The 25,077-nt window shown below is 58.7% G+C and carries 23 protein-coding genes; 9 read left to right on the top strand and 14 right to left on the bottom strand.

Going from position 1 to position 25,077, the window contains the following annotated elements; translation table 11 throughout:
* Nucleotides 1-93: 93 nt before the first annotated feature.
* Complete coding sequence (locus ACR3EP_RS01875) at nucleotides 94-696, top strand: OmpW/AlkL family protein (protein WP_170348125.1); 603 nt, start codon at nucleotides 94-96, stop codon at nucleotides 694-696.
* A gap of 44 nt (nucleotides 697-740) precedes the next feature.
* Here the strand turns inward: ACR3EP_RS01875 and ACR3EP_RS01870 are convergent, their stop codons facing one another.
* From ACR3EP_RS01870 to ACR3EP_RS01860, 3 genes are all read right to left on the bottom strand, one after another.
* Nucleotides 741-1,904 (bottom strand): isovaleryl-CoA dehydrogenase, encoded by a 1,164-nt coding sequence (locus ACR3EP_RS01870; protein ID WP_480636045.1) that lies wholly within the window; start codon nucleotides 1,902-1,904, stop codon nucleotides 741-743.
* Nucleotides 1,905-2,065: 161 nt separating this feature from the next.
* The gene (locus tag ACR3EP_RS01865) at nucleotides 2,066-3,256 is read right to left on the bottom strand and encodes a DegT/DnrJ/EryC1/StrS family aminotransferase (protein WP_480636043.1); all 1,191 of its coding nucleotides are present in this window, start codon (nucleotides 3,254-3,256) and stop codon (nucleotides 2,066-2,068) included.
* Between the two features lie 3 nt (nucleotides 3,257-3,259).
* Nucleotides 3,260-3,967, bottom strand: a complete 708-nt coding sequence (locus ACR3EP_RS01860; RefSeq protein WP_480636041.1) for an HAD-IA family hydrolase — start codon at nucleotides 3,965-3,967, stop codon at nucleotides 3,260-3,262.
* Nucleotides 3,968-4,101: 134 nt separating this feature from the next.
* Here ACR3EP_RS01860 and glmU point away from each other — a divergent pair, with 134 nt between their 5' ends.
* From glmU to ACR3EP_RS01845, 3 genes are read left to right on the top strand one after another with little or no spacing between them, the layout of a single operon-like run.
* The gene (gene glmU, locus ACR3EP_RS01855; RefSeq protein ID WP_170548080.1) at nucleotides 4,102-5,454 is read left to right on the top strand and encodes a bifunctional UDP-N-acetylglucosamine diphosphorylase/glucosamine-1-phosphate N-acetyltransferase GlmU; all 1,353 of its coding nucleotides are present in this window, start codon (nucleotides 4,102-4,104) and stop codon (nucleotides 5,452-5,454) included.
* Between the two features lie 3 nt (nucleotides 5,455-5,457).
* Entirely contained in the window at nucleotides 5,458-7,278 is a 1,821-nt protein-coding gene (gene glmS / locus ACR3EP_RS01850) for a glutamine--fructose-6-phosphate transaminase (isomerizing) (protein WP_480636039.1), read from the top strand.
* Between the two features lie 52 nt (nucleotides 7,279-7,330).
* The gene (locus tag ACR3EP_RS01845) at nucleotides 7,331-8,014 is read left to right on the top strand and encodes a DNA alkylation repair protein (protein ID WP_480636038.1); all 684 of its coding nucleotides are present in this window, start codon (nucleotides 7,331-7,333) and stop codon (nucleotides 8,012-8,014) included.
* On the opposite strand, the gene ACR3EP_RS01840 is transcribed toward ACR3EP_RS01845, so the two are convergent.
* Nucleotides 8,002-8,433, bottom strand: coding sequence for a hypothetical protein (locus ACR3EP_RS01840; protein WP_480636036.1), 432 nt, complete (start codon nucleotides 8,431-8,433; stop codon nucleotides 8,002-8,004). The two genes, ACR3EP_RS01845 and ACR3EP_RS01840, sit on opposite strands and share 13 nt — an antisense overlap.
* 90 nt (nucleotides 8,434-8,523) lie before the next feature.
* On the opposite strand from ACR3EP_RS01840, the gene moaA reads away from it, so the two are divergent.
* Together moaA and ACR3EP_RS01830 are read left to right on the top strand one after the other, a co-directional pair.
* Nucleotides 8,524-9,531 (top strand): GTP 3',8-cyclase MoaA, encoded by a 1,008-nt coding sequence (moaA, locus tag ACR3EP_RS01835; RefSeq protein ID WP_480636035.1) that lies wholly within the window; start codon nucleotides 8,524-8,526, stop codon nucleotides 9,529-9,531.
* Nucleotides 9,532-9,544: 13 nt separating this feature from the next.
* A complete protein-coding gene (locus tag ACR3EP_RS01830; RefSeq protein ID WP_480638987.1) occupies nucleotides 9,545-10,855 on the top strand; it encodes a 3-deoxy-D-manno-octulosonic acid transferase in 1,311 nt (436 codons plus the stop codon).
* Between the two features lie 51 nt (nucleotides 10,856-10,906).
* Here ACR3EP_RS01830 and ACR3EP_RS01825 read toward each other — a convergent pair whose 3' ends face one another.
* The 7 genes from ACR3EP_RS01825 to ACR3EP_RS01795 all read right to left on the bottom strand — a co-directional run bounded on the left by ACR3EP_RS01825 (nucleotide 10,907) and on the right by ACR3EP_RS01795 (nucleotide 18,852).
* Nucleotides 10,907-12,070, bottom strand: coding sequence for a M20 aminoacylase family protein (locus ACR3EP_RS01825; RefSeq protein ID WP_480636033.1), 1,164 nt, complete (start codon nucleotides 12,068-12,070; stop codon nucleotides 10,907-10,909).
* Nucleotides 12,071-12,127: 57 nt separating this feature from the next.
* Nucleotides 12,128-13,270: an MFS transporter gene (locus ACR3EP_RS01820; RefSeq protein ID WP_480636032.1), complete on the bottom strand. Its 1,143-nt coding sequence runs from the start codon at nucleotides 13,268-13,270 to the stop codon at nucleotides 12,128-12,130.
* 61 nt (nucleotides 13,271-13,331) lie between these two features.
* Nucleotides 13,332-14,609 carry a DUF3422 family protein gene (locus ACR3EP_RS01815; protein WP_480636031.1) on the bottom strand — a complete coding sequence of 426 codons (1,278 nt, stop codon included), beginning with the start codon at nucleotides 14,607-14,609 and terminating at the stop codon, nucleotides 13,332-13,334.
* 107 nt (nucleotides 14,610-14,716) lie between these two features.
* The gene (locus tag ACR3EP_RS01810; RefSeq protein WP_480636029.1) at nucleotides 14,717-14,881 is read right to left on the bottom strand and encodes a VOC family protein; all 165 of its coding nucleotides are present in this window, start codon (nucleotides 14,879-14,881) and stop codon (nucleotides 14,717-14,719) included.
* 352 nt (nucleotides 14,882-15,233) lie between these two features.
* The gene (locus ACR3EP_RS01805) at nucleotides 15,234-16,688 is read right to left on the bottom strand and encodes an NAD(P)(+) transhydrogenase (Re/Si-specific) subunit beta (RefSeq protein ID WP_170360212.1); all 1,455 of its coding nucleotides are present in this window, start codon (nucleotides 16,686-16,688) and stop codon (nucleotides 15,234-15,236) included.
* A gap of 13 nt (nucleotides 16,689-16,701) precedes the next feature.
* Nucleotides 16,702-18,273 (bottom strand): Re/Si-specific NAD(P)(+) transhydrogenase subunit alpha, encoded by a 1,572-nt coding sequence (locus ACR3EP_RS01800; RefSeq protein ID WP_480636027.1) that lies wholly within the window; start codon nucleotides 18,271-18,273, stop codon nucleotides 16,702-16,704.
* Between the two features lie 129 nt (nucleotides 18,274-18,402).
* Nucleotides 18,403-18,852: a methyltransferase family protein gene (locus ACR3EP_RS01795; RefSeq protein ID WP_170348100.1), complete on the bottom strand. Its 450-nt coding sequence runs from the start codon at nucleotides 18,850-18,852 to the stop codon at nucleotides 18,403-18,405.
* 166 nt (nucleotides 18,853-19,018) lie between these two features.
* On the opposite strand from ACR3EP_RS01795, the gene kynU reads away from it, so the two are divergent.
* Nucleotides 19,019-20,212 (top strand): kynureninase, encoded by a 1,194-nt coding sequence (gene kynU / locus ACR3EP_RS01790; protein WP_170348098.1) that lies wholly within the window; start codon nucleotides 19,019-19,021, stop codon nucleotides 20,210-20,212.
* Here the strand turns inward: kynU and ACR3EP_RS01785 are convergent.
* Nucleotides 20,205-20,783, bottom strand: coding sequence for a TetR/AcrR family transcriptional regulator (locus ACR3EP_RS01785; protein ID WP_480636025.1), 579 nt, complete (start codon nucleotides 20,781-20,783; stop codon nucleotides 20,205-20,207). The two genes, kynU and ACR3EP_RS01785, sit on opposite strands and share 8 nt — an antisense overlap.
* Nucleotides 20,784-20,882: 99 nt before the next feature.
* Here ACR3EP_RS01785 and ACR3EP_RS01780 point away from each other — a divergent pair, with 99 nt between their 5' ends.
* The gene (locus ACR3EP_RS01780) at nucleotides 20,883-21,347 is read left to right on the top strand and encodes a (2Fe-2S)-binding protein (RefSeq protein WP_480636024.1); all 465 of its coding nucleotides are present in this window, start codon (nucleotides 20,883-20,885) and stop codon (nucleotides 21,345-21,347) included.
* Nucleotides 21,348-21,350: 3 nt separating this feature from the next.
* Nucleotides 21,351-23,591, top strand: coding sequence for a xanthine dehydrogenase family protein molybdopterin-binding subunit (locus tag ACR3EP_RS01775; protein ID WP_480636022.1), 2,241 nt, complete (start codon nucleotides 21,351-21,353; stop codon nucleotides 23,589-23,591).
* A gap of 39 nt (nucleotides 23,592-23,630) precedes the next feature.
* Here the strand turns inward: ACR3EP_RS01775 and ACR3EP_RS01770 are convergent, their stop codons facing one another.
* Together ACR3EP_RS01770 and ACR3EP_RS01765 are read right to left on the bottom strand one after the other, a co-directional pair.
* Nucleotides 23,631-24,410 (bottom strand): gamma-glutamyl-gamma-aminobutyrate hydrolase family protein, encoded by a 780-nt coding sequence (locus ACR3EP_RS01770; RefSeq protein WP_170348090.1) that lies wholly within the window; start codon nucleotides 24,408-24,410, stop codon nucleotides 23,631-23,633.
* 220 nt (nucleotides 24,411-24,630) lie between these two features.
* Nucleotides 24,631-25,056 carry a GlcG/HbpS family heme-binding protein gene (locus ACR3EP_RS01765; protein ID WP_170348089.1) on the bottom strand — a complete coding sequence of 142 codons (426 nt, stop codon included), beginning with the start codon at nucleotides 25,054-25,056 and terminating at the stop codon, nucleotides 24,631-24,633.
* Nucleotides 25,057-25,077: the final 21 nt, after the last annotated feature.

Here is a 25,077-nt window from a genome sequence, read left to right as displayed (position 1 = left end):
CCCCCCTGCTTTCACAGGAACTTGATACAGATCAGAGTTCGCAACGGTCCGGTCCTGCACAAGCGACTCATCAACAAATTCAAAGGCCATAAAATGACCAAAACACTCGCCGCTTTGACGCTCTCGACTGCGCTTGTCGCACTTGCCGCCCCTGCAATGGCCCAAAACCAAGGTGACTGGACCGTGGGTGTCGGTGTTGGTTATCTGGACCCGAAATCCGACAACGGAACCCTGGCTGGTCTCGATACCGACATTGACGCAGACACCAGCGCGATCTTCACAGTAGAGTATTTTGTCCAGGACAATCTTGGCATCGAACTGCTGGCCGCGACCCCGTTCAGCCACAGCATCGCGCTGGGGGGCACCGATCTGGCCAGCACCAAACACCTGCCGCCCACCCTGTCGCTGAACTATCACTTCGCGACCAACAGCGCCTGGAAGCCCTATGTTGGCGCCGGACTGAACTACACCATCTTCTTTGACGAAAAATCCGCGCTTGGGGATCTGGACATCGACAACTCCTTCGGTGTGTCGCTGCAAGCCGGTTTGGACTACATGGTCACCGAAAAAGGAGCCGTGCGTCTGAACGTGCGCTGGTTCGACATCGACTCGGACGTCAAACTGAACGGCACCGATATCGGCACTGCAGAAATCGATCCCTGGCTGGTCGGCGTATCCTACGTCCATCGCTTCTGATCCTTGTCTTTAACGCCTCGCCACCCTTTGGCGGGGCGTTTTTCTCAGCGCATTTCGCTCATCAACTCGCGCCCGATCAGCATTCGGCGAATTTCGCTGGTGCCCGCGCCGATCTCCATCAGCTTGGCGTCTCGGAATATCCGGCTGACCGCTGAATCCGACAGGAACCCGGCCCCGCCCATCGCCTGCACAGCCTGATGCGCCTGCGTCATCGCCTGTTCCGAGGCGTAAAGGCAGCACGCCGCTGCATCCTGACGGGTCACGTCACCCCGGTCACAAGCTTTGGCAACTTCATAGACATAAGCCCGCGCGGAATTCATCGCGGTATACATGTCGGCAATCTTGCCCTGCATTAGTTGGAAGCTACCGATCGGTTTGCCGAACTGCTTACGCTCGGCCAGATAGGGCATGATCTCGTCCAGACAGGCAGCCATGATGCCGGTGCCGATCCCAGCCAGCACGACTCGTTCATAATCCAGACCTGACATCAGAACCGCAACGCCCTTGCCCTCTTCGCCCAGAACGTTCTCGAACGGCACTTCGACATCTTCAAAGATCAGTTCGGCTGTGTTCGACCCCCGCATCCCCAGCTTGTCGAAATGCGGAGAGGTCGAGAATCCCTTCATCTCTTTCTCGATCAAAAAGGCCGTGATCCCTTTTGAACCCGCCTCGGGGTCAGTCTTGGCATACACGACCAGCGTGTCCGCGTCCGGCCCATTGGTGATCCAATATTTGTTGCCGTTAAGACGGTAGTGATCGTTACGCTTTTCCGCGCGCAGCTTCATCGACACAACGTCTGATCCGGCAGAGGCTTCGGACATTGCAAGCGCGCCAACATGGTCACCCGAGATCAGGCGCGGCAAGTATTTCGCCTTCTGCTCGTCATTGCCGTTCAGCTTGATCTGATTGACGCACAGGTTCGAATGCGCCCCGTAAGACAGCGAGACCGAAGCCGAGGCCCGCGCCACCTCCTCCACCGCTACGGTGTGGGCCAGATAGGACATCCCCGCCCCGCCATACTCTTCGGGCACGGTGATGCCCAACAGCCCAAGGTCACCCATCTCTTTCCACAGTTCATTGGGAAAGGCGTTCGATTGATCGACCTCGGCCGCCATCGGTTTGACCCGATCCTGCGCCCAGCGATGCACCATCTCGCGCAGAGCGTTCACATCCTCACCCAGATCAAATTGCATTGTGGCCGTGAACATGTTGCGACCTCCTCATCGAATTAATGAACACTTGTTCAATAATTAGGTAACAGCGAATCCTCCACGGGTCAATGAGAAGGCTAGCACCAAAGAAAATGCCACCCCGAACAGGGTGGCATTTTTCAAGATTAAAGCGTGCGCCAAAGGCGCACTCAATTGGATCACGATTGAAACACAGCCCCAACTTCGGCCCGGATGATGCGCGCGATCAGGCGGCAGTCGTCCAGCGAAAAAGTCAACGGCACGCGCATATCCATCACCCCGGCAAGGATACGATCACTTGCGGGCAAAGGCGTGCTTTCGGTATAGCGCCAGCTGTCATAGCGCGAGGTGAATCCCGTCGGCTCCGCCCCACCAAACCACTTAATCTCAACCCCCCGTGCACCGCAACGACGGATTACCTCGGCAATACGTTCGGGCGTCCAGTCGAGCAGCAAGAACTGGATCGACGAACCGACATAGGTCTCTTGCTCGGGACGCTCGACGATGGTCAGACCGGGGGTGTCCCGCAGGCCGGCCGCGATCTCGTCATAGCGTTCGTTCCAGCGCTGCACCTGCCGGTCAAGATCACGCAGTTGCGGGCGCAGGATCGCGGCGCGCAGATTGTCCATGCGGCCGGACACATTGGGCGTGGTGTATTTGATCTTTTCAAACACCTCGGGCCCCGGTGCAGCAAGGTGGCGTTCATATAGCATGTACGAACCCGACAGCATCGTGGCCTTGGCCGCAAGCACGTCGTCATCGGTGATCAGCAGGCCGCCTTCACCGGAATTGACGTGTTTGTACGTCTGGCAGGAATAGCACCCAATCGCCCCCTGACGCCCCGACAATTGCCCGCGCCATGCGGCACCCATTGTGTGGGCGCAGTCCTCGATCACCGCAACGCCCGCCGTATCACACATCTGCATTAACCGGTCCATATCGCACAGATGTCCGCGCATGTGGCTGAGCATCAGCACCCGCGCCTGATCCAGCTTGGCCTCAAGATCATCCAGATCAATCGTCAGATTCTCAGTCACGCCCACAAAAACCGGCCTTGCCCCGACCGAGGCAATCGACCCCGGCACCGGCGCAAGCGTGAAGGCGTTGGTCAAAACCGGATCACCCGGCTGCACCCCCACGGCCCGCAATGCGGTGGCCAGTGCATAACCCCCAGAAGACACAGCCAGACAGTATTTCGCCCCCATTTGCGCCGCGAACTCCTGCTCCAGCAGCGCGGTTTCGCCCAACTCTCCGGGTACGACGTTATAGCGATGCAGACGCCCATGGCGCAGAACGGCCATGGCGGCGTCAATCGCCTCTTCTGGAATAGGTTCCTGCTGGGTGAAGCTGCCAGTGAATGTTTCGGTCATGGGCTAGTTCTGATCCTGCAAAGGGTTGGGGTCAAGAATTTGTGCCGCCGCACCAATCAGTCCGGTGACCAGCTCAGGCAGATCATCAAAGTGATGCAGCAGTGCTTCGGGTTCCAATGCGGCCATATCTTCCCCGGACGGGCCAAACGTCACCAGCACCGAGGGCACGCCCGCTGCCCGCGCCGTATTTCGGTCGGTGTCGGAATCGCCGATCAGCACACACAAATCGGGGTGTCCCCCGGCCCGGCGCGCGGCTTCGCGCAGTGGTTCGGGGTCCGGTTTGCGCACGGGCAACGTGTCTGCCCCCACCAAAGACGCAAACTGATCCCGCACGCCCATCTGGGTCAGCAACTGATGGGCCAGAGCCTCGGGTTTATTGGTGCAGATACCTACGCCATAACCTTGGGATTTCAGTATTTCGACAGCCTCAAGCGCACCGGGATAGAACCGAGTGTGGGTGTCGATGTCCTTCGCGTAAGCCTCAAGCAGGGTGGGATAATAGGCCAGAACAGTATCCTCATCATAAGCACCGACCCGCTTCAGCCCATGGGTCAGCATCATCCGTCCACCCCGCAAGGCAACGGCTGCGTCATCATCGTGAACCAGGACATCCCCATGCCCCATCTGGCGAAAACAGTGGTTGGCCGCAGCCAGCAAATCGCCCGACGTATCGGCCAAAGTTCCGTCCAGATCGAAGATTACTGTGCGCATTGTGCCTCCTGCCTCGGCGGTTTATTGCCGTCTCGTGTTGCAAACGGCAATCTTGTTTGATCCGTGAACCGCTTGCGCCTTTGCCCTCAGCGGATAAAACGGAGCGCAACAAAACACAAAGAGAAATCGATTTCATGAGCACTGCCCTTGTCATCCTTGCCGCTGGAAAAGGCACCAGGATGCATTCGGATATTCCCAAAGTTCTTCATCCCATCGCGCAGGTCCCGATGCTGGTGCACGCCATGCGCGCCGGGGCCGTATTGTCGCCCGAGCGGACCGTGATCGTCACCGGGCACGGGGCTGAAGCCGTAGCCAAGGTTGCAACTGCCGAGGATGAAGCGGCGCAAATCGCTGTTCAGGACGAGCAGTTGGGCACTGCCCATGCCGTCGCGCAGGCACGCGAGGCTTTGGACGGATTCACCGGCGACGTCGTGGTTTTGTATGGCGACACGCCGTTTCTGCAGCCCGATACGCTGGAACGCATGATCGCGGCGCGGGCAGAAAACGATCTTGTCATTCTGGGGTTTGAGGCCGCCGATCCTGCGCGTTATGGTCGCCTGGTGATGAACGGTGACAGTCTTGAGCGGATCGTCGAATTCAAAGACGCATCGGATGAAGAGCGCGCGATAACCTTTTGCAACTCTGGTCTTTTGGCCTGTGATGCGCAGGCGTTGTTTTCCCTGATCGACACGGTAAGAAATGACAACGCGGCAGGTGAGTATTATTTGACGGACGTCGTGGAAATCGCGCGCGCGCGCGGTCTGAAAGTCACCGCAGTCGCCTGTGACGAAGCACAGACATTAGGTGTGAACTCCCGCACCGATTTGGCTGCGGCAGATGCTGTGTTTCAGGCCAGTGCCCGTGCCGAACTGTTGGATCTTGGCGTCACCCTGATGGCACCCGATACTGTTTATCTGGCCGCTGACACCGTCATCGGGCGCGACACTGTGATTGAACCCAACGTGGTTTTTGGCCCCGGCGTCACAGTCGAAAGTGGTGCTACAATCCGGTCGTTTTCGCATTTGGAGGGCTGCCACGTCAGCCGCGGTTCTATTGTTGGGCCCTATGCCCGCCTGCGCCCAGGTGCCGAATTGGCCGAAAACGCCCGCATCGGCAATTTTGTCGAGATAAAGAACGCCGAGATCGCCGAAGGGGCCAAGGTTAACCACCTCAGCTATATCGGTGACGCGTCGGTAGGTGCGGCGTCGAATATCGGCGCTGGAACAATCACCTGCAACTATGACGGTGTGATGAAGCATCGCACCACAATTGGTGAGAATGTTTTTGTCGGCTCAAACACAATGCTGGTGGCCCCGGTGAAGGTCGGAGACGGCGCAATGACAGCCACCGGCACAGTCGTGACGCGAGACGTCGAGCCCGACGCGCTGGCCGTGGCCCGCGCCAAGCAGGACAACAAGCCGGGTTATGCACGTAAATTGTTTGATATGTTGAAGGCGAAGAAGGCTCGCCGCGACAAAGGAGCCTGATCTATGTGTGGAATTGTAGGTGTACTGGGGCAACACGAAGCCGCCCCTATTTTGGTTGAGGCGCTGAAACGGCTGGAATATCGCGGCTATGACAGCGCCGGTATCGCGACGGTCAATGACGGTGAACTTGGGCGGCGTCGGGCTGTGGGCAAGTTGGTCAACCTCAGCGATTTGCTGGTGCACAATCCTCTGCGCGGAAAATCGGGCATCGGGCATACCCGTTGGGCCACACATGGCGCACCATCAGTCACCAACGCGCACCCGCACAAGGCAGGCCCCGTGGCCGTGGTGCACAACGGAATCGTCGAAAACTATCGCGATTTGCGGGCTGAGTTAGCCGAACATGGCGTCGATTTCGTCACCGAGACCGATACCGAAACCGTGGCCCTGATGGCCGAGCATTATCTGAACAATGGACTATCGCCCGTTGATGCGGCGTTCAAAACCATCGAGCGGCTTCAAGGGGCGTTTGCACTTGCATTTCTGTTTGACGGGCAAGACGACCTGATCGTCGCGGCGCGTAAGGGCTCACCTTTGGCCATTGGGCATGGGGAAGGCGAAATGTATGTGGGTTCGGACGCCATTGCGCTGGCCCCGCTGACGGATCGTATCACCTATCTTGCAGAAGGCGACCGGGCGGTCCTGACCCGCACTTCGCTTGAAATCCGCAACGAAGCCGGAGAACTGGCCAACCGCGAGACCCGCCAGATCAAACTGGATCAAACACGGGCCGACAAGGCGGGTCACAAGCATTTCATGGCAAAGGAAATCGCCGAGCAACCCGTGGTGGTTGCCGAGGCAATCCAATCCTACCTGCCCACTGGCGGCAACGAGATAACTCTGCCGTGTGAGCTGGATTTCAGCAAGCTGGACCGCCTGACCATGGTCGCCTGCGGAACTGCCTTTTATGCCTGTCTGACAGCAAAGTACTGGTTCGAACAGTTGGCCAGAATGCCCGTCGAGGTCGATATCGCCAGCGAGTTTCGCTATCGCGAACCTCCGATCCCCGATCGCACGGCGGCCTTGTTTGTCAGCCAGTCGGGTGAGACCGCCGACACGCTGGCCGCGCTGCGCTATTGCGAGGGCAAGGCCGATAAGATCGTTTCGGTGATCAATGTCCCCGAAAGCTCGATCGCGCGCGAAAGCGACATCGCCCTGCCGATCCATGCTGGGGTTGAGATCGGTGTGGCCTCGACCAAAGCTTTCACTTGTCAGCTAAGCGTATTGCTGATGCTGGCGCTCAAGGCGGCTGCGGATCGGGGCACCCTAAGCGATGAGGAACTGGCTGATCATGCCGCCGCATTGCGTGGATTGCCGACCGCACTAAATGCCGCGCTGGATCAGAACCAGTCCATCAAGGCCTCGGCCCAGCGCTTGTCCGAGGCGCGCGATGTGCTGTTCCTGGGCCGCGGCCTGATGTATCCACTGGCTATGGAAGGTGCGCTGAAACTAAAAGAAATCAGCTATATACATGCCGAAGGTTATGCATCTGGCGAGCTAAAGCACGGTCCCATCGCCTTGATCGACAAGCACATGCCGGTGGTGGTCATGGCCCCGCGCGATGCGGTGTTCGACAAGACCGTGTCGAACATGCAAGAGGTCATGGCGCGCAAAGGCAAGGTCATACTGGTCTCGGATGATGACGGCGTTACCGAGGCCGAGGATGGGGTGTGGAGCACTATTCGCATGCCCCATATCCATCCCAGCCTTGCCCCGATCCTGTATTCGGTTCCGGCGCAGCTGCTGGCCTATCATACGGCTGTCGCCAAAGGTACCGATGTGGACCAGCCCCGCAATCTGGCAAAATCCGTCACCGTCGAATAAGCCAAGATCGGGCCGCGCACACGGCCCCGTTTCACCAACAGGGCGGCAAACGTTGAATTTCTATCTGGATCAGATCAAAGCTCATGCCGACCTCGAGCGCGCGAGCCAAATGGCGGCCTATCACAAGGTCGACCGCCCCTATCTGGGTGTCGCGAACCCCGTTCTGAACGACCTGACGAAAGATTGGCGTCAAGACCTGGATGTATCTGAGCGCGTGGAGTTGGCGGATGCCTTGTGGCAGACCAATATACACGAGGGCCGTCTGGCCGCTGCCAAACTGCTGACCCAGGCCCGCATTCGGCCTGAAGGGGCGGTCTGGGATTTACTGCACAGTTGGTTGCCCGATTTCGACGCCTGGGCTACGGCCGATCACGCCTGCATGGCGATGCAAAAACGTCTGTCAGCCGACCCAACCCGGTTGGATCAGGTGGAAATCTGGACGACTTCCGATCATATGTGGACACGGCGCGCAGCGCTGGTTGCCACCCTGCCCTGGACCAAGCAGAATCACCCCAAACCCGACGATCTGGCACGGCGCGACCGCATCCTTGGTTGGGCGGCAAGCTATGTGCCGGACCGGGACTGGTTCATTCAGAAAGCCATTGCTTGGTGGCTGCGTGACCTGTCCAAACACGACGCTGAACGCGTCATCGCTTTTCTGAAAACCCATGGTGACGCGATGAAGCCTTTCGCCCGCCGCGAAGCCGGAAAATACCTGAAAGATCAGTTGGAATAGACCTCAAGTTCAACCAATTCGTCGAATGGCAACAACAAGACCCGCATCGCATCCAGAGACAACCGACTGCCACCGCTTTCGGGCCCTGGCGCTGGAACCAGCGTAATATAAGCCTGCGAGCCGGTTCTGGGAACGACCACGCGACCGGTGAATTCGACGTCGACCAGCGGAGTTTCCAACCAACGACCCGGCGTGGTCGGATCGCCCAGTCCGGCTATGGTCGTCTTTGCGCCCACCCAGCCGGCAGCAGTGGCCGCAACGGGTTCTGGTTCAACTGCTTCCTCTGCCACAACCTCTTCGACCACGGCGTCTTCAGGTTCAGAAGGCGTCTTTTCGCCCCCAAAGACCCGATCTGTCGTGGACCGCACGGTGTCGCATCCGGCCACCAGCATACACAAAGCAAATAGCATATATCTCATGCCATCAACCTATCGCCCTGTGCGCATCTGTACCAGCGCAAAGGAAACTTCGCCCTTGTCGCAGGCAGGTCGCGGCTTTACCTATGTCGCATGACTGCTCCGCTTATCGACCCATTCGCACGTGCGATCACCTATCTCCGCGTCTCTGTTACGGACCGCTGCGATTTCCGCTGTGTTTACTGCATGTCCGAGGACATGAAGTTTCTGCCAAAGAAAGACCTGCTGACGCTGGAAGAGCTGGACCGCATGTGCTCGACCTTCGTGAAGTTGGGGGTTGAAAAGCTGCGCATTACCGGTGGTGAGCCGCTTGTGCGCAGAAATATCATGACGTTTTTCAACAGCATGACCCGCCACCTGGACAGCGGCGCGTTGAAAGAGCTGACGCTGACCACCAATGGCTCGCAGCTGCACCGTTTTGCCGATGACCTTTACGCAGCCGGTGTGCGCCGGGTAAATATCTCGCTGGATACGCTGGACGAAGATAAATTCGCGGCGATCACCCGCTGGGGCCGTCTTAAACAAGTGTTGAACGGCATCGACGCGGCGCAGAAAGCCGGGCTGAGGATAAAGATAAACGCGGTGGCCCTGAAGGGCTTTAACGAAGAAGAATTGCCCACGATCACGGAATGGTGTGCGGAACGCGATATGGACCTGACCTGGATCGAAGTCATGCCCATGGGCGATATCGGCAATGAGGATCGTCTGGATCAATACTGGTCGCTCAAGGATGTTCGTAAGGAATACGAGAACCACTATTCCGTGACCGATCTGGCAGAACGCAGCGGCGGGCCAGCGCGTTATGTTCGCCTAGAGGAAACCGGCCAAAAGATCGGCTTCATCACCCCTCTGTCGCATAATTTCTGCGAAAGCTGCAACCGCGTGCGCCTGACCTGCACTGGTGAGCTGTTTATGTGTCTGGGCCAAGAGGACATGGCTGACCTGCGTGGTCCACTACGCGATCACCCCGATACAGAGCAACCGCTCGAAGACGCAATCCGCGCGGCGATCAACCTCAAGCCCAAGGGACATGATTTCGACTATTCCCGCCAGGCGGTCGACGGCAAGATGAGCCGTCACATGAGCCACACAGGCGGCTGACGTGCCGGACCAGATGGGCCGACCGACGCTGCTGTATCATCTGTATTGCGGCCTGACCTCTGTTGTGGAGCCGTTTGTCTGGCGCACCGTACGGAACAAGCTGCAAGCCGCGGATGTTTCCGTAACCCGACAACAGGAACGCCAAGGCCGTGCCAGCCTGCCCCGCCCCGACGGCCAGATGATCTGGTTCCACGCCGCCAGCGTTGGTGAAACCCTTTCGGTCATCAGCCTGATCAAACGGTTGGGGGAACGTCTGCCGGATGCCGAGTTTCTGATCACCTCTGGCACGCCAACCTCGGCTGCGCTGATCGAAAAACGCATGCCACCACGAACGCGGCACCAGTACCCTCCACTAGACACCGCAAGCCCTGTGCGGCGCTTTCTGGACCACTGGCACCCAAATGCCGGTATTTTCGTCGAAAGCGAAATCTGGCCCCGTCTGATTGTCGAAGGTGCCAAGCGTGGCATGCCCTTGGCTCTGCTCAACGCACGCCTGTCGGACAAATCCGTCGAAGGCTGGAAGAAACGCCCGGACACAGCCCGGTTCATTCTGGATCGTTTTCGCCTGTTCCTGACCCAGAACGACAAGACCGCGCAAAACCTGATCGTGATGGGCGCGCCCGCTGATCGTGTACAGCCGGGCACGAACCTGAAGGCCATGTCTGACCCCTTGCCGATTGATCAGGCCACGTTGTCCGAAATCCGCGCACAGATCGGCGCCCGCCCCGTCTGGATCGCCAGTTCGACACATGCCGGTGAAGAGGAAACCGTTCTTGCCGCCCACGCAGAGCTGCTCAAACGCTGGCCCGACCTGCTGCTGTTGCTGATCCCGCGCCACCCTGAACGCCGCGCCGAGGTCGCCAGTCTGGCAACCCAAGCGGGGCAAACTGTGGCCATTCGATCGAATGACGACAAGATCACCGACAAAACGCAGGTCTACATGGCAGATACGCTGGGTGAAACCGGCACATGGTACGCGCTGTGCCCTATTGTGTTCCTTGGCGGATCACTGAAAGAGATCGGCGGCCATAATCCGTTCGAACCGGCCCAGGCGGGTGCCGCTGTAATCACCGGCCCCGGCAATTTCAACTTTGCCGAAACCTTCGCCCCGCTGATCGAATCCGGCGGGGCGCTACAAGTTCAATCTGCTTCCGAACTGACCGAGGCCGTGGAAACCTGGCTATCGGACCAAACCACGCTGGACACAGCCCGTAAGGCTGCGAAATCCTGCGTAAACACCCAACAATCGGCACTGGATGCAATCGTTGAGACGCTATGCACCGAACTCAGCTTAACTGGGTCGGGTTCAACGTCATCTGACTAAGTTTGTCCCGGGTAGCGCGAGGGGCTGGCCCCTCGCCACCCAACGCCAAGATCAGGCCGCCGGCATCCGCTGTTCGACAATCTCAGCCCACCAGCTGCACCCTGCCGGAATGGCCTCGTCGTTAAAGTTGTACTCAGGGTGATGCACCGCCGCCGTGTCGCCATTGCCAACCAGAATATACGCCCCCGGCCGTTCTTCGAGCATAAAGGCGAAATCCTCGCCGCCCATGATCAACGGCGCTTCGTCGCAATTGCCCGCCACTGAACGCGCGACATCCGCTGCAAAGTCGGTCTGCTCGTCGCTGTTCACCATCACCGGATAGCCCAAGTAATAGGTGACATTGGCCGTTCCGCCAAATGTCGCCGCGATACCGTTGCAAATCTCTTTGATGCGCTTTTCCGCCATTTCCCGCATTTTTGAACTCATCGTACGGACGGTACCTTTGATCTGTACCGTTTGGGGGATGACGTTAAAGGCGGTGGTCGAGGTTTCAAACGACGTAACTGAAACCACGACCTGATCCACCGGATCTGCATTGCGCGACGCCACCGTCTGCAATGCCAGAACCGCCTGCGCCGCCATCACGGTTGTATCGACTGTCTCATGCGGTTTGGCCGCGTGACCGCCCTTGCCCTCAAAGGTGATATCAAATTGATCTGTGGCCGCAAAGAACGCACCGGGACGAATGGCAAAACTGCCGACCGGGCGACCCGGCCAGTTGTGCATGCCATAGACCTCTTGGATGCCCCAACGGTCCATCAAGCCGTCCTCGCACATCTCGCGGCCTCCGCCGCCACCCTCTTCGGCAGGTTGAAAGATCACCACGACGGTGCCGTCGAAATTCCGCGTTTCCGAGAGGTATTTCGCCGCGCCCAGCAACATCGCAGTATGCCCGTCATGGCCACATGCGTGCATCGCCCCATCGGTCTTGGAGGCATACTCCAGACCCGTCGCCTCATGTATCGGCAGTGCATCCATATCGGCCCGCAGACCGATCACCTTGCCCCCCGTGTCGACCTTACCTTTGATCACCCCAACGACCCCGGTGCGACCAATTCCGGTGACAACCTCATCACAGCCGAATTCCTTCAGCTTCTCAGCAACCAGTGCGCTGGTGCGGTGCGTTTCGAATAGAATCTCGGGGTTTTCATGAATATCGCGCCGCCACCCAGTGATTTCACTCTGCAATTCGGCAAAACGGTTTTTGATCGGCATAGTCTTCTCCCATCTTTTTTCTTTGCCCCGGCTTTATCCCGGCGCGGAATTCTCAAGTCAGTCCAAATACGCAGGCCGCAGCGCGCCGGACAGCAGGACAATCAGGATGGCCAAGGGCAACAAAACCATGAATGCCAATCGTAATGTAAGCATCTCGGCCAAAATCCCAATAAGCGGTGGGCCGATCAGTAACCCTCCGTACCCCAGCGTCGCCACACTGGCGATGGCCTGCCCCGGCGGCACATGCGGATCATTGGCTGCCCGGCTGAAGGCCAGCGGCATGATCACAGCATAACCAACCCCCATCAGGGCAAAACCCGCCAAGGCCAATCCCGCCTCTGATGCCGAGATCACACCGAACACGCCAAGTGCCGCGCAAATGCCTCCAAAACGGGCCGTTGCGACAGGACCAAACCGCGCGATTGCAAATCCGCCAGCCAGCCGAAACGCCACCATCGTCACCGAAAACACGGCATATCCCAACGCAGCGACGCTTTCGGCGGCACCGGTCACATCGCGCAGGAATATTGCACTCCAATCCGCTACGGCGCCTTCCCCCAAAGCGCCGCACAGCGCAGTGAACCCAACCAGGATCAACGCACCGGACGGCAGGGCAAAGACACTGCCGTCATGTGAGACAGTTCTGCGCGACGTCCACTTAACCCAGGACAGGGTCAGCGCCAGCGCCACGACAACTCCGCCAGCCAGTAAAAAGTGCTGCATTACTGTCAGTCCCAGCTGCACCGCCCCGTATCCGCTAAGCGCCCCCAACCCGGCGCCCAAACTCCACATCGCGTGGAACGAGGACATGACTGGTTTGTCATAGGCTTGCTCGACCTCGGCGGCCCAGGCGTTCATGGCCACATCCATTGAACCGTGAAAGGCACCGAATACGAACAGGAACCCCGCCAGCACCCAGAACCCATCGGCCACGGCCAACAGGATCAGAGACAACGTGTACAGCACCGCAATAACCCGCGTGATGGCTACGGCCCCGAACCGATCAGACAACCGCCCCGTCACCGGAAAGGAACACACAGCCCCCGCTGCCATGAACAGCAGACCATAGCCCAAAGCCTCATGCGTCAATTCCAGCCTGTCCCGCACGGCTGGAATGCGAGATGCCCAAATGCCAAACAGCGCACCGTTCAGGATGAACATGGCAGCCACCGCCCGCCATGCAGACATAATTCCGATCACAGAAAACTCCCACGCGCAGTTTGCTGTTCCTAAAGCGCCCTAGGTAATTCGCAATTGTGGGCTATTGCAAACGCTTTCGAATCTGACGGATGGCAACCCAGACGCACAGAATGACAGGGATCGTCACAACCGAAGTCAACCGTCCCTGACTGATCCCATCCTCGGTCAGCGGGTAAAGAAAGTCACTGACCAGCGTCACCGCGTAGAAACTGATAGCTACCACAGACAGCCCTTCGACGGTGTGCTGTAGCCGCAGCGCAATCTGGGCACGCCGATCCATGCTTTCCAGCAGTGCCTGGTTTTGCGCACTGCGTTCTACATCGACCCGGGTACGTAACAATTCTCCGGCACGGATCGCCCGGTCGGACAAAGCCTGCAGGCGGCGCTCGGTGGATTTGACGGTTCGAATGGCTGGATCATACCGGCGCATCATGAAATCGGCGAAACTCTGACGGCTCTCAAACCGCTCTTCTCGCAGCACTTCGATCCGCTGGTTCACGATTGCCTCATAGGCCCCCGTCGCCCCAAACCGAAAGGAACACTGGGCGGACAGCGTTTCCAGCTCGGTCGAGGTGGACAATAGATCGGGCAGCAATTCATCTGGGTGGGCCGTGTTGTCGGTCATTTGCCCCATCAACTCGGTCAGCCTACCGTCCAATTCACCGATACGTGGGGTCAGCTGTTTGACGCGGGCAAACCCAAGCATTGACATTGCTTTATAGGTCTCGATCTCACACAAACGCTGAATGATCCGCCCCGTCCTGCGTCGCCCTGTGCCCTTGCTGACAAACAACGCAAAGCGCATATGCCCGGCCGGATCGATACGGAAATCACTGGCACAAATGGCGGTATCGTCCAGCACCCGGGCCACGGCAAGGCTTTCAGGCTCGAACCAGTTCCCCAGAGAGGACCGGACCGCTTCGTCGTCCTTGCGTTCAACCACGCGGAGCATGGCCGACGTCACCCTCTGCCCTGGGCTGGCCATCAACCAATCAGGGGGAAAGACTTCGAAATCTGCCGGGTTGAAGGGGCGATCGCTGACATTTTGTGTAATCGCAGTGTAAGTGACGAATTCGGTATGCTGTTCCCATTTCAACCAATGACGGCCAATCTGACCAGCGTAATGCGTCGCCTCCGGCTGCGGATGTTGTGCGCCGTGGCGATCCAGCAGATTGATCAGATGGGCCAGATCCTCATTTCGGTCCCGCGCCACGGCTGCGTCTGGCTTCTTGATCGCCAAGAACACCACCGTGCACGGCGTCGCGGCCACCGGAAAGGGGCGCGCGTGCAGTTCATTGGCCAGCGCATAGCGCAGCGGGTGATCATCAATGGGCGTCATGCAGAGCTCCGTTTTGTCCGGGGCACTATACGCCACCTCAAAAATACATCAATTCTCTTTTTATTTCATATACTTAAGTGGATACGGCTGTATACATTCCCTCTATCTCATTGATTTGGCTGCCACAGCTCGGTCGGATTGCCCTCGGGATCGTGAATGCAGGCAAACTTTCCCACCTCACTGTCCCACTCAGCACGTGTTTCCACGGTGATCCCGGCGGCCTCAAGCTGCGCTATCAGCGCCGCCAAATCGTCTTCTTGGAAATTGATCATCCATTGCTGATCTGCGCGGCCGCAGTATTCCGTATCTTCGGCAAATGGGGCAAAGACAGTAAACCCTTCGCGCTGCTACCAGGGCAAAGGATCGTAATGATTGACGCCCAAGTGTTTCTCATACCACGCGCTCAACGCGTCTGGGTCGCGGGCCCGAAGGAACACACCACCTATGCCGTTTACTTTCTGCGTGGCTACTCTCCTGACACCCACCACGTCAGACCAGTCTATCAAAATCCGCCTGCTTCATCTGGCTACAAATATCCCCAAGGTCCGGAGGCAGAGCCTCCTTCACTACAAATAAGAAAAGGGCGCCCGAAGGCGCCCTTTGCAATTTGGTTACACCCCAAGCTCAGTCGATCATGGGCAGAAGCTTGTCCAAGCTGGCCTTTGCGTCGCCATAGAACATGCGGGTGTTTTCCTTAAAGAACAGGGGGTTTTCGATGCCCGAATACCCGGTGCCCTGGCCGCGTTTGGACACGAACACCTGTTTCGCCTTCCAGCATTCCAGAACCGGCATGCCGGCGATGGGGCTGTTGGGGTCTTCCTGTGCCGCAGGGTTCACGATGTCGTTCGAGCCGATGACGATGGCCACATCCGTTTCGGGGAAGTCGTCGTTGATCTCGTCCATCTCCAGCACGATGTCATACGGCACCTTCGCCTCGGCCAGCAGCACGTTCATGTGGCCCGGCAGACGGCCCGCGACCGGGTGGATCGCAAAGCGCACGTTCTTGCCCTGGGCGCGCAGCTTGCGGACCAGTTCGGATACCGACTGCTGCGCCTGCGCCACGGCCATGCCATAGCCGGGGATGATGATGACACTGTCAGCATCGTTCAGCGCTGCGGCCACACCATCGGCCTCGATGGCAATCTGCTCACCCTCCACGGCCATCTGTTCGCCCTGCGGGCCACCAAAGCCGCCCAGGATTACGCTGACAAAGTGACGGTTCATCGCCTTACACATGATGTAGGACAGGATCGCACCGGACGAGCCCACCAGCGCACCAACCACGATCAGCAGGTCGTTGCCCAACGAAAAGCCAATCGCCGCCGCGGCCCAACCCGAATACGAGTTCAGCATCGACACAACCACGGGCATGTCGGCACCGCCGATTCCCATAATCAGGTGATAGCCAATGAACAGCGCGGCCAGCGTCATCAGGAACAGCGGGAAGAAGCCGCCGGTCGAGGTGTACCAGACCAAGCAGATCAGCGAGAGACCTGCAGCCGCCGCATTTAGCGCATGACCGCCCGGAAGCTTGGTCGCCGCCGATGTGACCTTGCCGGCCAGCTTGCCATAGGCCACGACCGACCCGGTAAAGGTGATCGCACCGATGAAGATGCCCAGGAACAGTTCGACATGCAGGATTGCCAACTCAGCCGAGGTTTTCTTGGCAATCAGCTTGGCGAATGCCCCCAGATCAGAAAGGTCCGCTTCTTTTGCACTGTCGGCAATGGCCATGACCTGCGCCACGTTGCCAATCTCAAAATGTGCGTTGAAGCCAACGAACACAGCCGCCAGACCAACCAGCGAGTGCATCGCAGCCACCAGCTGCGGCATCTCGGTCATCTGCACGCGTTGTGCGACGTACTGACCGATCAGGCCACCGCCCGCAATCAGCAGCAGCGACAGCAGCCACAGCCCCGAACCGGGACCAACCAGCGTGGCAAAAACCGCCAGCGCCATACCGACGATGCCATACCAGACCGCGCGCTTGGCACTTTCCTGGTTCGACAATCCGCCGAGCGAAAGGATGAACAGAACAGCCGCAACAACGTAGGCGGCAGTAGTGAAGCCAAATTCCATGTGCCCGGCCTCCTTAAGATTTCTGGAACATGGCGAGCATGCGCCGGGTTACGAGGAAGCCGCCGAAGATGTTAATCCCGGCCATGAAGACAGACAGCGCCGCCAGCAGAATAACCAGGAACGACCCCGATCCGATCTGCATCAAGGCCCCAACAATGATGATCGACGAGATCGCGTTGGTGATCGCCATCAGCGGTGTGTGCAGACTGTGTGCAACGCCCCAGATCACCTGGAAGCCCACAAAGATCGCCAGCACAAAGACGATGAAGTGCTGCATGAAGCTGGCCGGAGCGATCAGCCCCACCAGCAGCATCAGCGCGCCACCGACACCCAGCAGGGTGAACTGCTGTTTGGTCTGCGCCTTGAAGGCCGCAATCTCTTGCGCCTTTTTCTCTTCCGGGGTCAGTTCCTTGACCTCGGGTTTTTTCTGCGCCGCAATCGCCTGCACCTTAGGCGGTGGCGGCGGGAAGGTGATCTCGCCCTCATGGGTCACGGTCGCGCCACGGATCACGTCATCTTCCATGTCGTGATTGATCTGACCGTCTTTCTCAGGGGTCAGGTCCGTCATCATGTGGCGGATGTTGGTCGCGTACAGAGACGACGATTGCGCCGCCATCCGGCTGGGGAAGTCGGTATAGCCGATGATGGTCACGCCATTGTCGGTCACGACCTTCTCATCCGCGACGGTCAGCTTGCAGTTGCCGCCCTTTTCCGCCGCAAGGTCAACAATGACCGAGCCCGGCTTCATCGCCTCGACCATATCCTTGGTCCAAAGCTCGGGCGCTTCGCGGTTGGGGATCAGCGCCGTGGTGATGACGATGTCCATTTCCGGCGCTAGTTCACGGAACTTGGCCAGCTGCGCCTCGCGGAACTCGTCCGACTGGACGCTGGCATAACCACCGGTGGCCGCGCCGTCCTGCTGGTCTTCTTCAAAATCCAGATAGACAAACTCGGCGCCCATGGATTCGACCTGTTCGGCCACTTCGGGGCGCACGTCGAACGCGTAAGTGATCGCACCCAGCGAGGTCGAGGTCCCGATCGCCGCCAGACCGGCAACACCGGCCCCTACGATCAGCACCTTCGCAGGCGGCACCTTACCGGCCGCCGTCACCTGACCGGTAAAGAACCGGCCAAAGTTGTTGCCCGCTTCGATTACCGCTCGGTAACCGGCGATATTGGCCATTGACGACAGCGCATCCATTTTTTGTGCGCGGGAAATACGCGGCACCATCTCCATGGCGATGACGTTGGCGCCCTTGGCCTTAGCCGCTTCCATCCCTTCTTCGTTCCCTGCCGGGTTGAAGAAGGAAATCAGCGTCTTGCCCTTGGTCAGTCGCTTTAGCTCGGTTGCGTCGGGCTGTCGGACCTTGGCAACAATGTCAGCCGCTTTCCACAGCGATGCGGCGGTCTTGACCAACTCAACGCCTGCAGCCTCATACGCCGCATCCGAAAAGCCCGCAGCAGCCCCAGCGCCTTTCTCAATCAGGCACTCATAGCCCAGTTTCTGCAACTGCACCGCAGAGTCCGGCGTCATCGCAACGCGGTTCTCGCCCTCATATATTTCCTTCGGTGTGCCTATCTTCACTGGCAGTCCCCCTAGTTCTCACTCAAGCTGAGCGGGTGGTCGGTATTCTTCGTTAAGCAAACATGTATCTTGCGCAACATTATTTCGCAAGTGCAGCATTCACGATATGATATTATCGGTCTATCCATCCTAAACCCACCGGCGGGTTTTACGTTCGTAACGGGCAAAATCAGCGTGAAAAGTACGGCGCAGGCGGTCTTCTTCGGGCAGAATGAACCGGCGCTCAAGCACCCAGACGAAGATTGGGATAAGGATCAGAGACAGCACAGCATCAAACCGTAAAACCAAACCAGCCAGAATCAGAACATCGCCAACATAGATCGGGTTGCGGCTGCGTTTATAAATGCCTGACTGAACCAGCGCCGAAGGTGTTTCGTGCGGGATAACGGTTGTTTTGTGACGGCGAAACTCCATAATCGCCAATACGGCGAGCAGAATGCCGCCCCCGATCAGCAACCCGCTTAACAAGTCAGTCAGTCCACCGTCCAGCGACAAGCCCAGGGGGAAATGACGCGCCTGCAGCCAGGCCAGAAAAGCGAACCCAACAAGCCAGACGGGCGGTATGTCGATCCGGTGCATGCGCATCCCCGCAACTGACAACATGCACAGGCATGTCGTTTCTGGCCGATGTCCTACCGCTTTCGAACCGAAATGGCAAAAGCTCAGGTTGTCGCATCAATGGACAGGCCGATACGGATCGGCTAGGCCGAAAGAAAGCAACACAACACAAAGTAGTGAGCCGCCCATGACCGACTTTGCCGCGACCAAAGCCATGTTCGATCTGCCCGAGGATGTCATTTATCTGGACGGCAATTCGCTGGGTCCGTTGCCGCTGGCTGCCAGTGATCGTGTCAGTGACATGATGGTCAAGGAATGGGGCCAGATGCTGATCACCGGCTGGAACAAGGCCGGATGGATGGGTTTGCCGACCGGCCTGGGCGACCGCATTGGCCGTCTGATCGGCGCGGAACCCGGGACGGTTGTGACCGGCGACACCCTGTCGATCAAAGTGTATCAGGCCGTGGCATCTGCGCTGGAACTGTGCCCGGACCGCAAGGTGGTCCTGTCGGATAACGGCAACTTCCCGTCTGATTTGTATATGGTGGACGGGCTACTACGCTCGCTGGGGCCGGGTTATGAACTACGCGTTGTCGCACCCGAGGACGTGGCCGCTAACATAACCGACGACGTCGCCGTGTTGATGCTGACCGAGGTGGACTATCGCAGCGGGCGCATACACGACATGAAGGCGCTGACCGAACTGGCACATGCAAACGGGACGGTCACTGTCTGGGATCTGGCCCATTCCGCCGGAGCTATCCCAGTGGACCTGTCCGGCTGCAACGCCGATTTCGCGGTGGGCTGCACATATAAATACCTTAACGGGGGCCCCGGTGCGCCAGCCTTTATCTATGTCGCGCCACGCTTGACAGATCGCGCCCGTCCGGCCTTGTCAGGTTGGCTGGGGCACGAGGCACCCTTCGCCTTCGACCTGGACTACCGCCCCGGCAGCGGGATCGAGAGGATGCGGGTCGGCACCCCTCCGATCCTTCAAATGACCGCCCTGTCCGCCGCGATGGACATCTGGGACATGGCGGACATGGCTGATGTGCGCGCCAAATCCATCGACTTGACCGAGTTGTTCATAGCCCGTGTCGAAGGCACCTGCCCTGAGTTGGAACTGGCCAGCCCACGTGATCCGCAGCAGCGCGGCAGTCAGGTCTCGTTTCGGTTTACTGAAGGTTACGCCGCCATGCAGGCTCTGATCGCGCGCGGCGTGATCGGAGATTTCCGTGCGCCGGATATCATGCGCTTCGGGTTCACGCCTTTGTATATCGACGCGAGGGACGTCGAGCGCGCTGTCGAAATCTTGGCTGACATTATGCAAAACCGTTTATGGGATGCACCGGAATTCAAAGTGCGGCAGCGGGTTACCTGACCTCAAGCCCCGCACCGATCAACGCCGCGATCTGCGCAACCTGCTGTTCATAGACCTCTGCACCTGCACCGATCAGCTTGAGCCCCTTAAGCGTGGCCGTAATCGTCCGACCAGTCTCGGCCGCACCGGCCAGCAGGCGCACCCGCCCGGCTCGTTCTTGCTGTGTCAGCCAATCCGCGTATAGCCCTGACAGTTTAGCCTCACCCTCCTCGATGATCTCGGCGGACAAGGATTTGGTGTTGTCCAGCATCTCAAGCCCATGAGGCGAGGCCAGTATCGCGGCCATCCCTGCCGTCTGCGCCTGAATCGCACTGGCTAGAACCTCGGACACTGAACCTGACGTTGCCAGCGCCTCGGCAACAGCCGCGCATTTTTCGACATAGTAGATCTCGGTCAGTTTACTGACGATCGCCTCTTTGTTCTTGAAATGCAGATACAGCGCCGGCCGGGACATCCCCGCCCCCTGCGCAATGTCATCCATCGAGGTTTTTCGGTACCCATAGGCGGCAAAAGCCTGAAAAGCCGAGTTCAGGATGGTTTTTTGCCGTAAATCTTCAACTGCTTCCGTCATACCAGAACCTTTGACATTTTTTGTATATTTTGTCAATTGACACACTGACACTTTGCGCTAAATATGTCAGCAACCAGCCACAGCCAGATGAGGTGCGCCATGGCGACCACCCTGAAGATTAACGGTAAGCAACATCGGGTTGACCTGCCCGATGACGTCCCCTTGCTTTGGGTCTTGCGCGATGAGGTCGGCCTGACCGGCACCAAATTCGGCTGCGGCGTGGCGGCCTGTGGTGCCTGCACAGTTCATATTGATGGCGAGGCTGTGCGCTCGTGCCAGGTGAGCCTGTCGGATGTTTGGGGCGATGTCACCACGATTGAAGGTATCGGGACGCCGGGTACGATGGCGACAATCCAGCAAGCCTGGGTCGATCATCAGGTGGCGCAGTGCGGATATTGCCAGTCGGGCCAGATCATGCAGGCCGCTGCGTTGCTGGCTGAAAACCCTGCACCTTCGGACGCCGATATTGATGAGGCGATGCAGGGCAACCTGTGTCGTTGTGGCACCTACCCCCGTATCCGCGCTGCGATCCATGACGCGGCTGGCAAACTGAAGGAGGCGTAACTCATGGCTTCTGTTGGTAAAATCCTTCGCCGCACTTTCCTGATCGGCTCGGCCGCAATTGTCGGCGGCGTAGCATTCGGCGCCTATTATGTCAGCCGCCCCGCCGCGAACCCGCTAAAACCTGGCGAGGGTCAGGCGGCGTTGAACCCGTTTGTCCTGATCGACCAAAACGGCGTAACCCTCTTTGCACCGCGCGCTGAAATGGGTCAGGGTGTCAAGACCACATGGGCCGCGCTGATTGCCGAGGAATTGGACGTGGATCTGAACCAGATCACTGTGCTGCACGGTCCGGCGGCAGCGGCCTACTATAACTCTGCCATGCTGGGGGAAGGTCTGCCTAACAAGGGTTATGACATATCGGACTTCCAGCACAATCTGGGCGAAGCGCTGGGTGTGCTTGGCAAAGCTCTTCACCTCCAGGTCACCGGCGGGTCGACATCGATGAAGGATGGGTTCGAGCGGATGCGTCGGGCCGGTGCCTCGGCCCGAGACACGCTCAAACGCGCTGCGGCCCTTCGTTTAGGTGTTGACCCGTCGGAACTGGGAACTGCCGCAGGGCATGTCATCGCGCCAAATGGCGACAAGATTGCCTATACGGACTTGGCCGTAGACGCCGCCGGACTTGAGCCGGTCGAAGTGCCCCTTCGCGATCCGTCCGAATGGCGTTATCTGGGCCAAACCCAGCCGCGTCTGGACATGGTCGAAAAGGCAACTGGTACCGCCGAGTTTGGCGTCGACGTTCGCCTGCCGGGGATGAAATTCGCGGCCGTGCGCATGAACCCCAAGCTGGGCGGCGCGATGAATGGTTTTGACGACAGCGCCGCGCAATCCATGCCGGGGGTCGAGAAAATCGTTGATCTGGGCACAGGTGTCGCCGTGATTGCCAACAACACGTGGCTCGCCAATCAAGCAGTCGAGGCCATCGACGTGGATTGGGGTGACGCCCCCTACCCGCCCGAGACGGATGGCATTTTCACCAAGATCGCCGAGGCGTTTGATGACTCGGCGAATTCGACAATGCGCGACGATGGCGATGTCAGCGTCACACCCGAAGGCGCAACCGAGATTACCGCAGAGTATCAAGTGCCATATTTGGCCCATGCCACGATGGAGCCGATGAACGCCTCTGCGCTGTATACCGGCGATGCGTTGGAGCTGTGGTGCGGCAATCAGGCCCCAACCCTGATCCGGTTTCGCGCGGCCAACACCGCTAATCTGGACACCGAAGCGGTACAGATCCACACCACATATCTGGGTGGTGGGTTTGGTCGCCGGGGTGAACTGGATTTCGGCGAGATTGCCACCAAGGTTGCCATGGCCATGCCCGGCACCCCGGTTCAGACGACCTGGAGCCGCGAAGAAGATATGCGCCACGACTATTACCGCCCCGGCGCCATTGCCCGGATGCGCGGGGCAGTGCAGGACGGCAAGGCAGTTCTGATTGACGGCAAAGTTTCGGCGCAATCCTGCACTCAGCAGGCCGTGACGAGATACACTGGCATGCCTGGTGCCGGCCCGGACAAGGTTCTGGTCGAAGGTTTTTTCAACCAGCCCTACGCGGTGCCGAACTACCGCATGAGCGGCCACATCCCCAAACTTGACGTCCCCGTCGGGTTCTGGCGGTCGGTCGGCAACAGCCATAACGGCTTCTTCCACGAAACCTTCATGGATGAGATGGCCTATGCCGCGGGCCGCGACCCGCTGGAATTCCGGTTGGAACTGATGAAGAGTGAACATGCACCCTCGGCCGGATGCCTTGAAGCGGTGCGCGAAATGTCCGGTTGGACCGGGCAGACACCGGACGGCGTGGGGCGCGGCGTGGCGTTCACCTACAGTTTCGGTACTCCGGTCGCACAAGTGATCGAGGTGGTAGACGAAGACGGCACCATCCGCATCAACAAGGCGTGGATTGCCTGTGATATGGGGCTGGCTCTGGACCCCGAGAACGTCAAAGCGCAGATGTTCGGCGGCATGATGTATGGTCTGTCAGCAGCCTGCTTCGGCGAGATCACCTTTGCCGAAGGTGAGGTCGAGCAATACAACTTCCCCGACTACGATGCGATCCGAATGCATACTGCTCCGCAGGTTGAGGTGCGCGTGCTGGAAACCAACCGCCACATGGGTGGCGCGGGCGAACCCGGAACGCCGCCATCAATGCCGGCGCTTGGCAATGCGTTGTTTGATCTGACCGGAGAACGCGCCCGAAAGCTGCCTCTGAATCAGCAGTTTGATCTGTTGATTTGATTGCAATGCGCCAGTCCCCTTTGTGGATCAGCGCGACATTCACGCCCGTTGCTGTACCAGACTGGCATCCGAACCGGTGGCCCATGCCCGTACTGCGGCACCGAATGCCTCGAACAAAGGTCGGGAAACGGGATCGTTCATTGCATCCCATTCAGGGTGCCATTGCACCGATAGAGTAAAGCCTGGCGCATCCTTGATATAGATCGCCTCGGGCGTACCATCAGGCGCGTGGCCGTCGATGACAACACGGTCACCGACCGTCTTGATACCCTGCCCGTGCAAAGTGTTGGTCATCACTTCGGGCGCGCCGAATAGTTGGTGGAATACGCCACCTTCGTCCAGTGTCACCACATGTCGCAAGGCAAACTTCTCTTCCAAAGTTCCGTCCGGGGGCATGCGGTGGTTCATTCGACCCGGCAAATCGCGTATTTCAGGATAGAGCGTGCCGCCCATGGCGACGTTGACCTCTTGAAACCCGCGGCAGATGCCCATGAAGGGCTGACCACGCTCAACACAGGCGCGAACCAAAGGCAAAGTGACCGCATCCCGCGCCCGGTCGAACTCACCATGCGCGTCAGTGGCGTCCTCGCCGTATTCTTCGGGATGTACATTCGGGCGCCCACCGGTCAGCAGGAACCCGTCGCAGACCTCAAGCAATTCCTCAACCGTGACAAAGCGCGGGTCGGATGGGATCAGCAGCGGCAGACAATGCGAAACATTAGCCACGGCCTCAGAGTTCATCGTTCCACCCGCATGGGTAGGGTATTCATCGTTCATAAGGTAAGAGTTGCCGATGATACCGACGACAGGTCGAGACATTCCGCATTCCTTGCAGTTTCTGTAACTAACAGGGAAGCTATCCTCAGCAGAAAGAACGTGCAACAGAACACGTCCTGCATGACGGCGCAAGGACGTGTTCAACTGCGCACAAAACGTTCGGGCTATACGGCAAATGTCGGAACAGAATTACAAATGATACCAAGTTTTTGAGAGTTTTTCCCTATTCTCTGGAAAAACCAGCACCACAGGCTGATCGAAATCAGGCTTCTCCGGTCAGGCCTGCCCCCTCGACCCCGGTCATACCCGCAACGACATCATTGTCCGATGTGTCGCCTGTCACACCAATGGCCCCGATCACCGCGCCCTTGCGATCACGCAGCAAAATTCCCCCCGGAACCGGCACAACCTGACCACCATAAACGCCGTTCACCGCATTCATGAAATAAGCCTGAGCTTCGGCACGTTGCATTTGCGCAGTGCCCGCCATGCCCAGCATGACCGACCCATAAGCCTTACCATGCGCGATAGCGAAACGGCCGGGCGCTGCGCCATCTTCACGTTCAAACGCGATGACGTGCCCACCCGCATCCAAGACCACGACCGAGAGCGGCTTCAGCTCCATCTCGCGGCCTTTCTCAAGAGTTTTGCGAATGATCGTGCGGGCTTTGCGCAGAGAAATGGTCATGGTGTGTCCTAACGTTTTTGC

The sequence above is a fragment of the Ruegeria sp. BB10 genome (genome assembly GCF_056535725.1).
This window is presented reverse-complemented; position numbering and strand designations above follow the sequence as displayed.

Coding starts and splice junctions, on each gene's coding strand:
- ACR3EP_RS01875 (WP_170348125.1), top strand. CDS start 94: ATGACCAAAACACTCGCCGCTTTGACGCTCTCGACTGCGCTTGTCGCA.
- ACR3EP_RS01870 (WP_480636045.1), bottom strand. CDS start 1,904: ATGTTCACGGCCACAATGCAATTTGATCTGGGTGAGGATGTGAACGCT.
- ACR3EP_RS01865 (WP_480636043.1), bottom strand. CDS start 3,256: ATGACCGAAACATTCACTGGCAGCTTCACCCAGCAGGAACCTATTCCA.
- ACR3EP_RS01860 (WP_480636041.1), bottom strand. CDS start 3,967: ATGCGCACAGTAATCTTCGATCTGGACGGAACTTTGGCCGATACGTCG.
- glmU (WP_170548080.1), top strand. CDS start 4,102: ATGAGCACTGCCCTTGTCATCCTTGCCGCTGGAAAAGGCACCAGGATG.
- glmS (WP_480636039.1), top strand. CDS start 5,458: ATGTGTGGAATTGTAGGTGTACTGGGGCAACACGAAGCCGCCCCTATT.
- ACR3EP_RS01840 (WP_480636036.1), bottom strand. CDS start 8,433: ATGAGATATATGCTATTTGCTTTGTGTATGCTGGTGGCCGGATGCGAC.
- moaA (WP_480636035.1), top strand. CDS start 8,524: ATGACTGCTCCGCTTATCGACCCATTCGCACGTGCGATCACCTATCTC.
- ACR3EP_RS01830 (WP_480638987.1), top strand. CDS start 9,545: ATGGGCCGACCGACGCTGCTGTATCATCTGTATTGCGGCCTGACCTCT.
- ACR3EP_RS01825 (WP_480636033.1), bottom strand. CDS start 12,070: ATGCCGATCAAAAACCGTTTTGCCGAATTGCAGAGTGAAATCACTGGG.
- ACR3EP_RS01815 (WP_480636031.1), bottom strand. CDS start 14,609: ATGACGCCCATTGATGATCACCCGCTGCGCTATGCGCTGGCCAATGAA.
- ACR3EP_RS01810 (WP_480636029.1), bottom strand. CDS start 14,881: ATGATCAATTTCCAAGAAGACGATTTGGCGGCGCTGATAGCGCAGCTT.
- ACR3EP_RS01805 (WP_170360212.1), bottom strand. CDS start 16,688: ATGGAATTTGGCTTCACTACTGCCGCCTACGTTGTTGCGGCTGTTCTG.
- ACR3EP_RS01795 (WP_170348100.1), bottom strand. CDS start 18,852: ATGCACCGGATCGACATACCGCCCGTCTGGCTTGTTGGGTTCGCTTTT.
- kynU (WP_170348098.1), top strand. CDS start 19,019: ATGACCGACTTTGCCGCGACCAAAGCCATGTTCGATCTGCCCGAGGAT.
- ACR3EP_RS01785 (WP_480636025.1), bottom strand. CDS start 20,783: ATGACGGAAGCAGTTGAAGATTTACGGCAAAAAACCATCCTGAACTCG.
- ACR3EP_RS01780 (WP_480636024.1), top strand. CDS start 20,883: ATGGCGACCACCCTGAAGATTAACGGTAAGCAACATCGGGTTGACCTG.
- ACR3EP_RS01775 (WP_480636022.1), top strand. CDS start 21,351: ATGGCTTCTGTTGGTAAAATCCTTCGCCGCACTTTCCTGATCGGCTCG.
- ACR3EP_RS01770 (WP_170348090.1), bottom strand. CDS start 24,410: ATGTCTCGACCTGTCGTCGGTATCATCGGCAACTCTTACCTTATGAAC.
- ACR3EP_RS01765 (WP_170348089.1), bottom strand. CDS start 25,056: ATGACCATTTCTCTGCGCAAAGCCCGCACGATCATTCGCAAAACTCTT.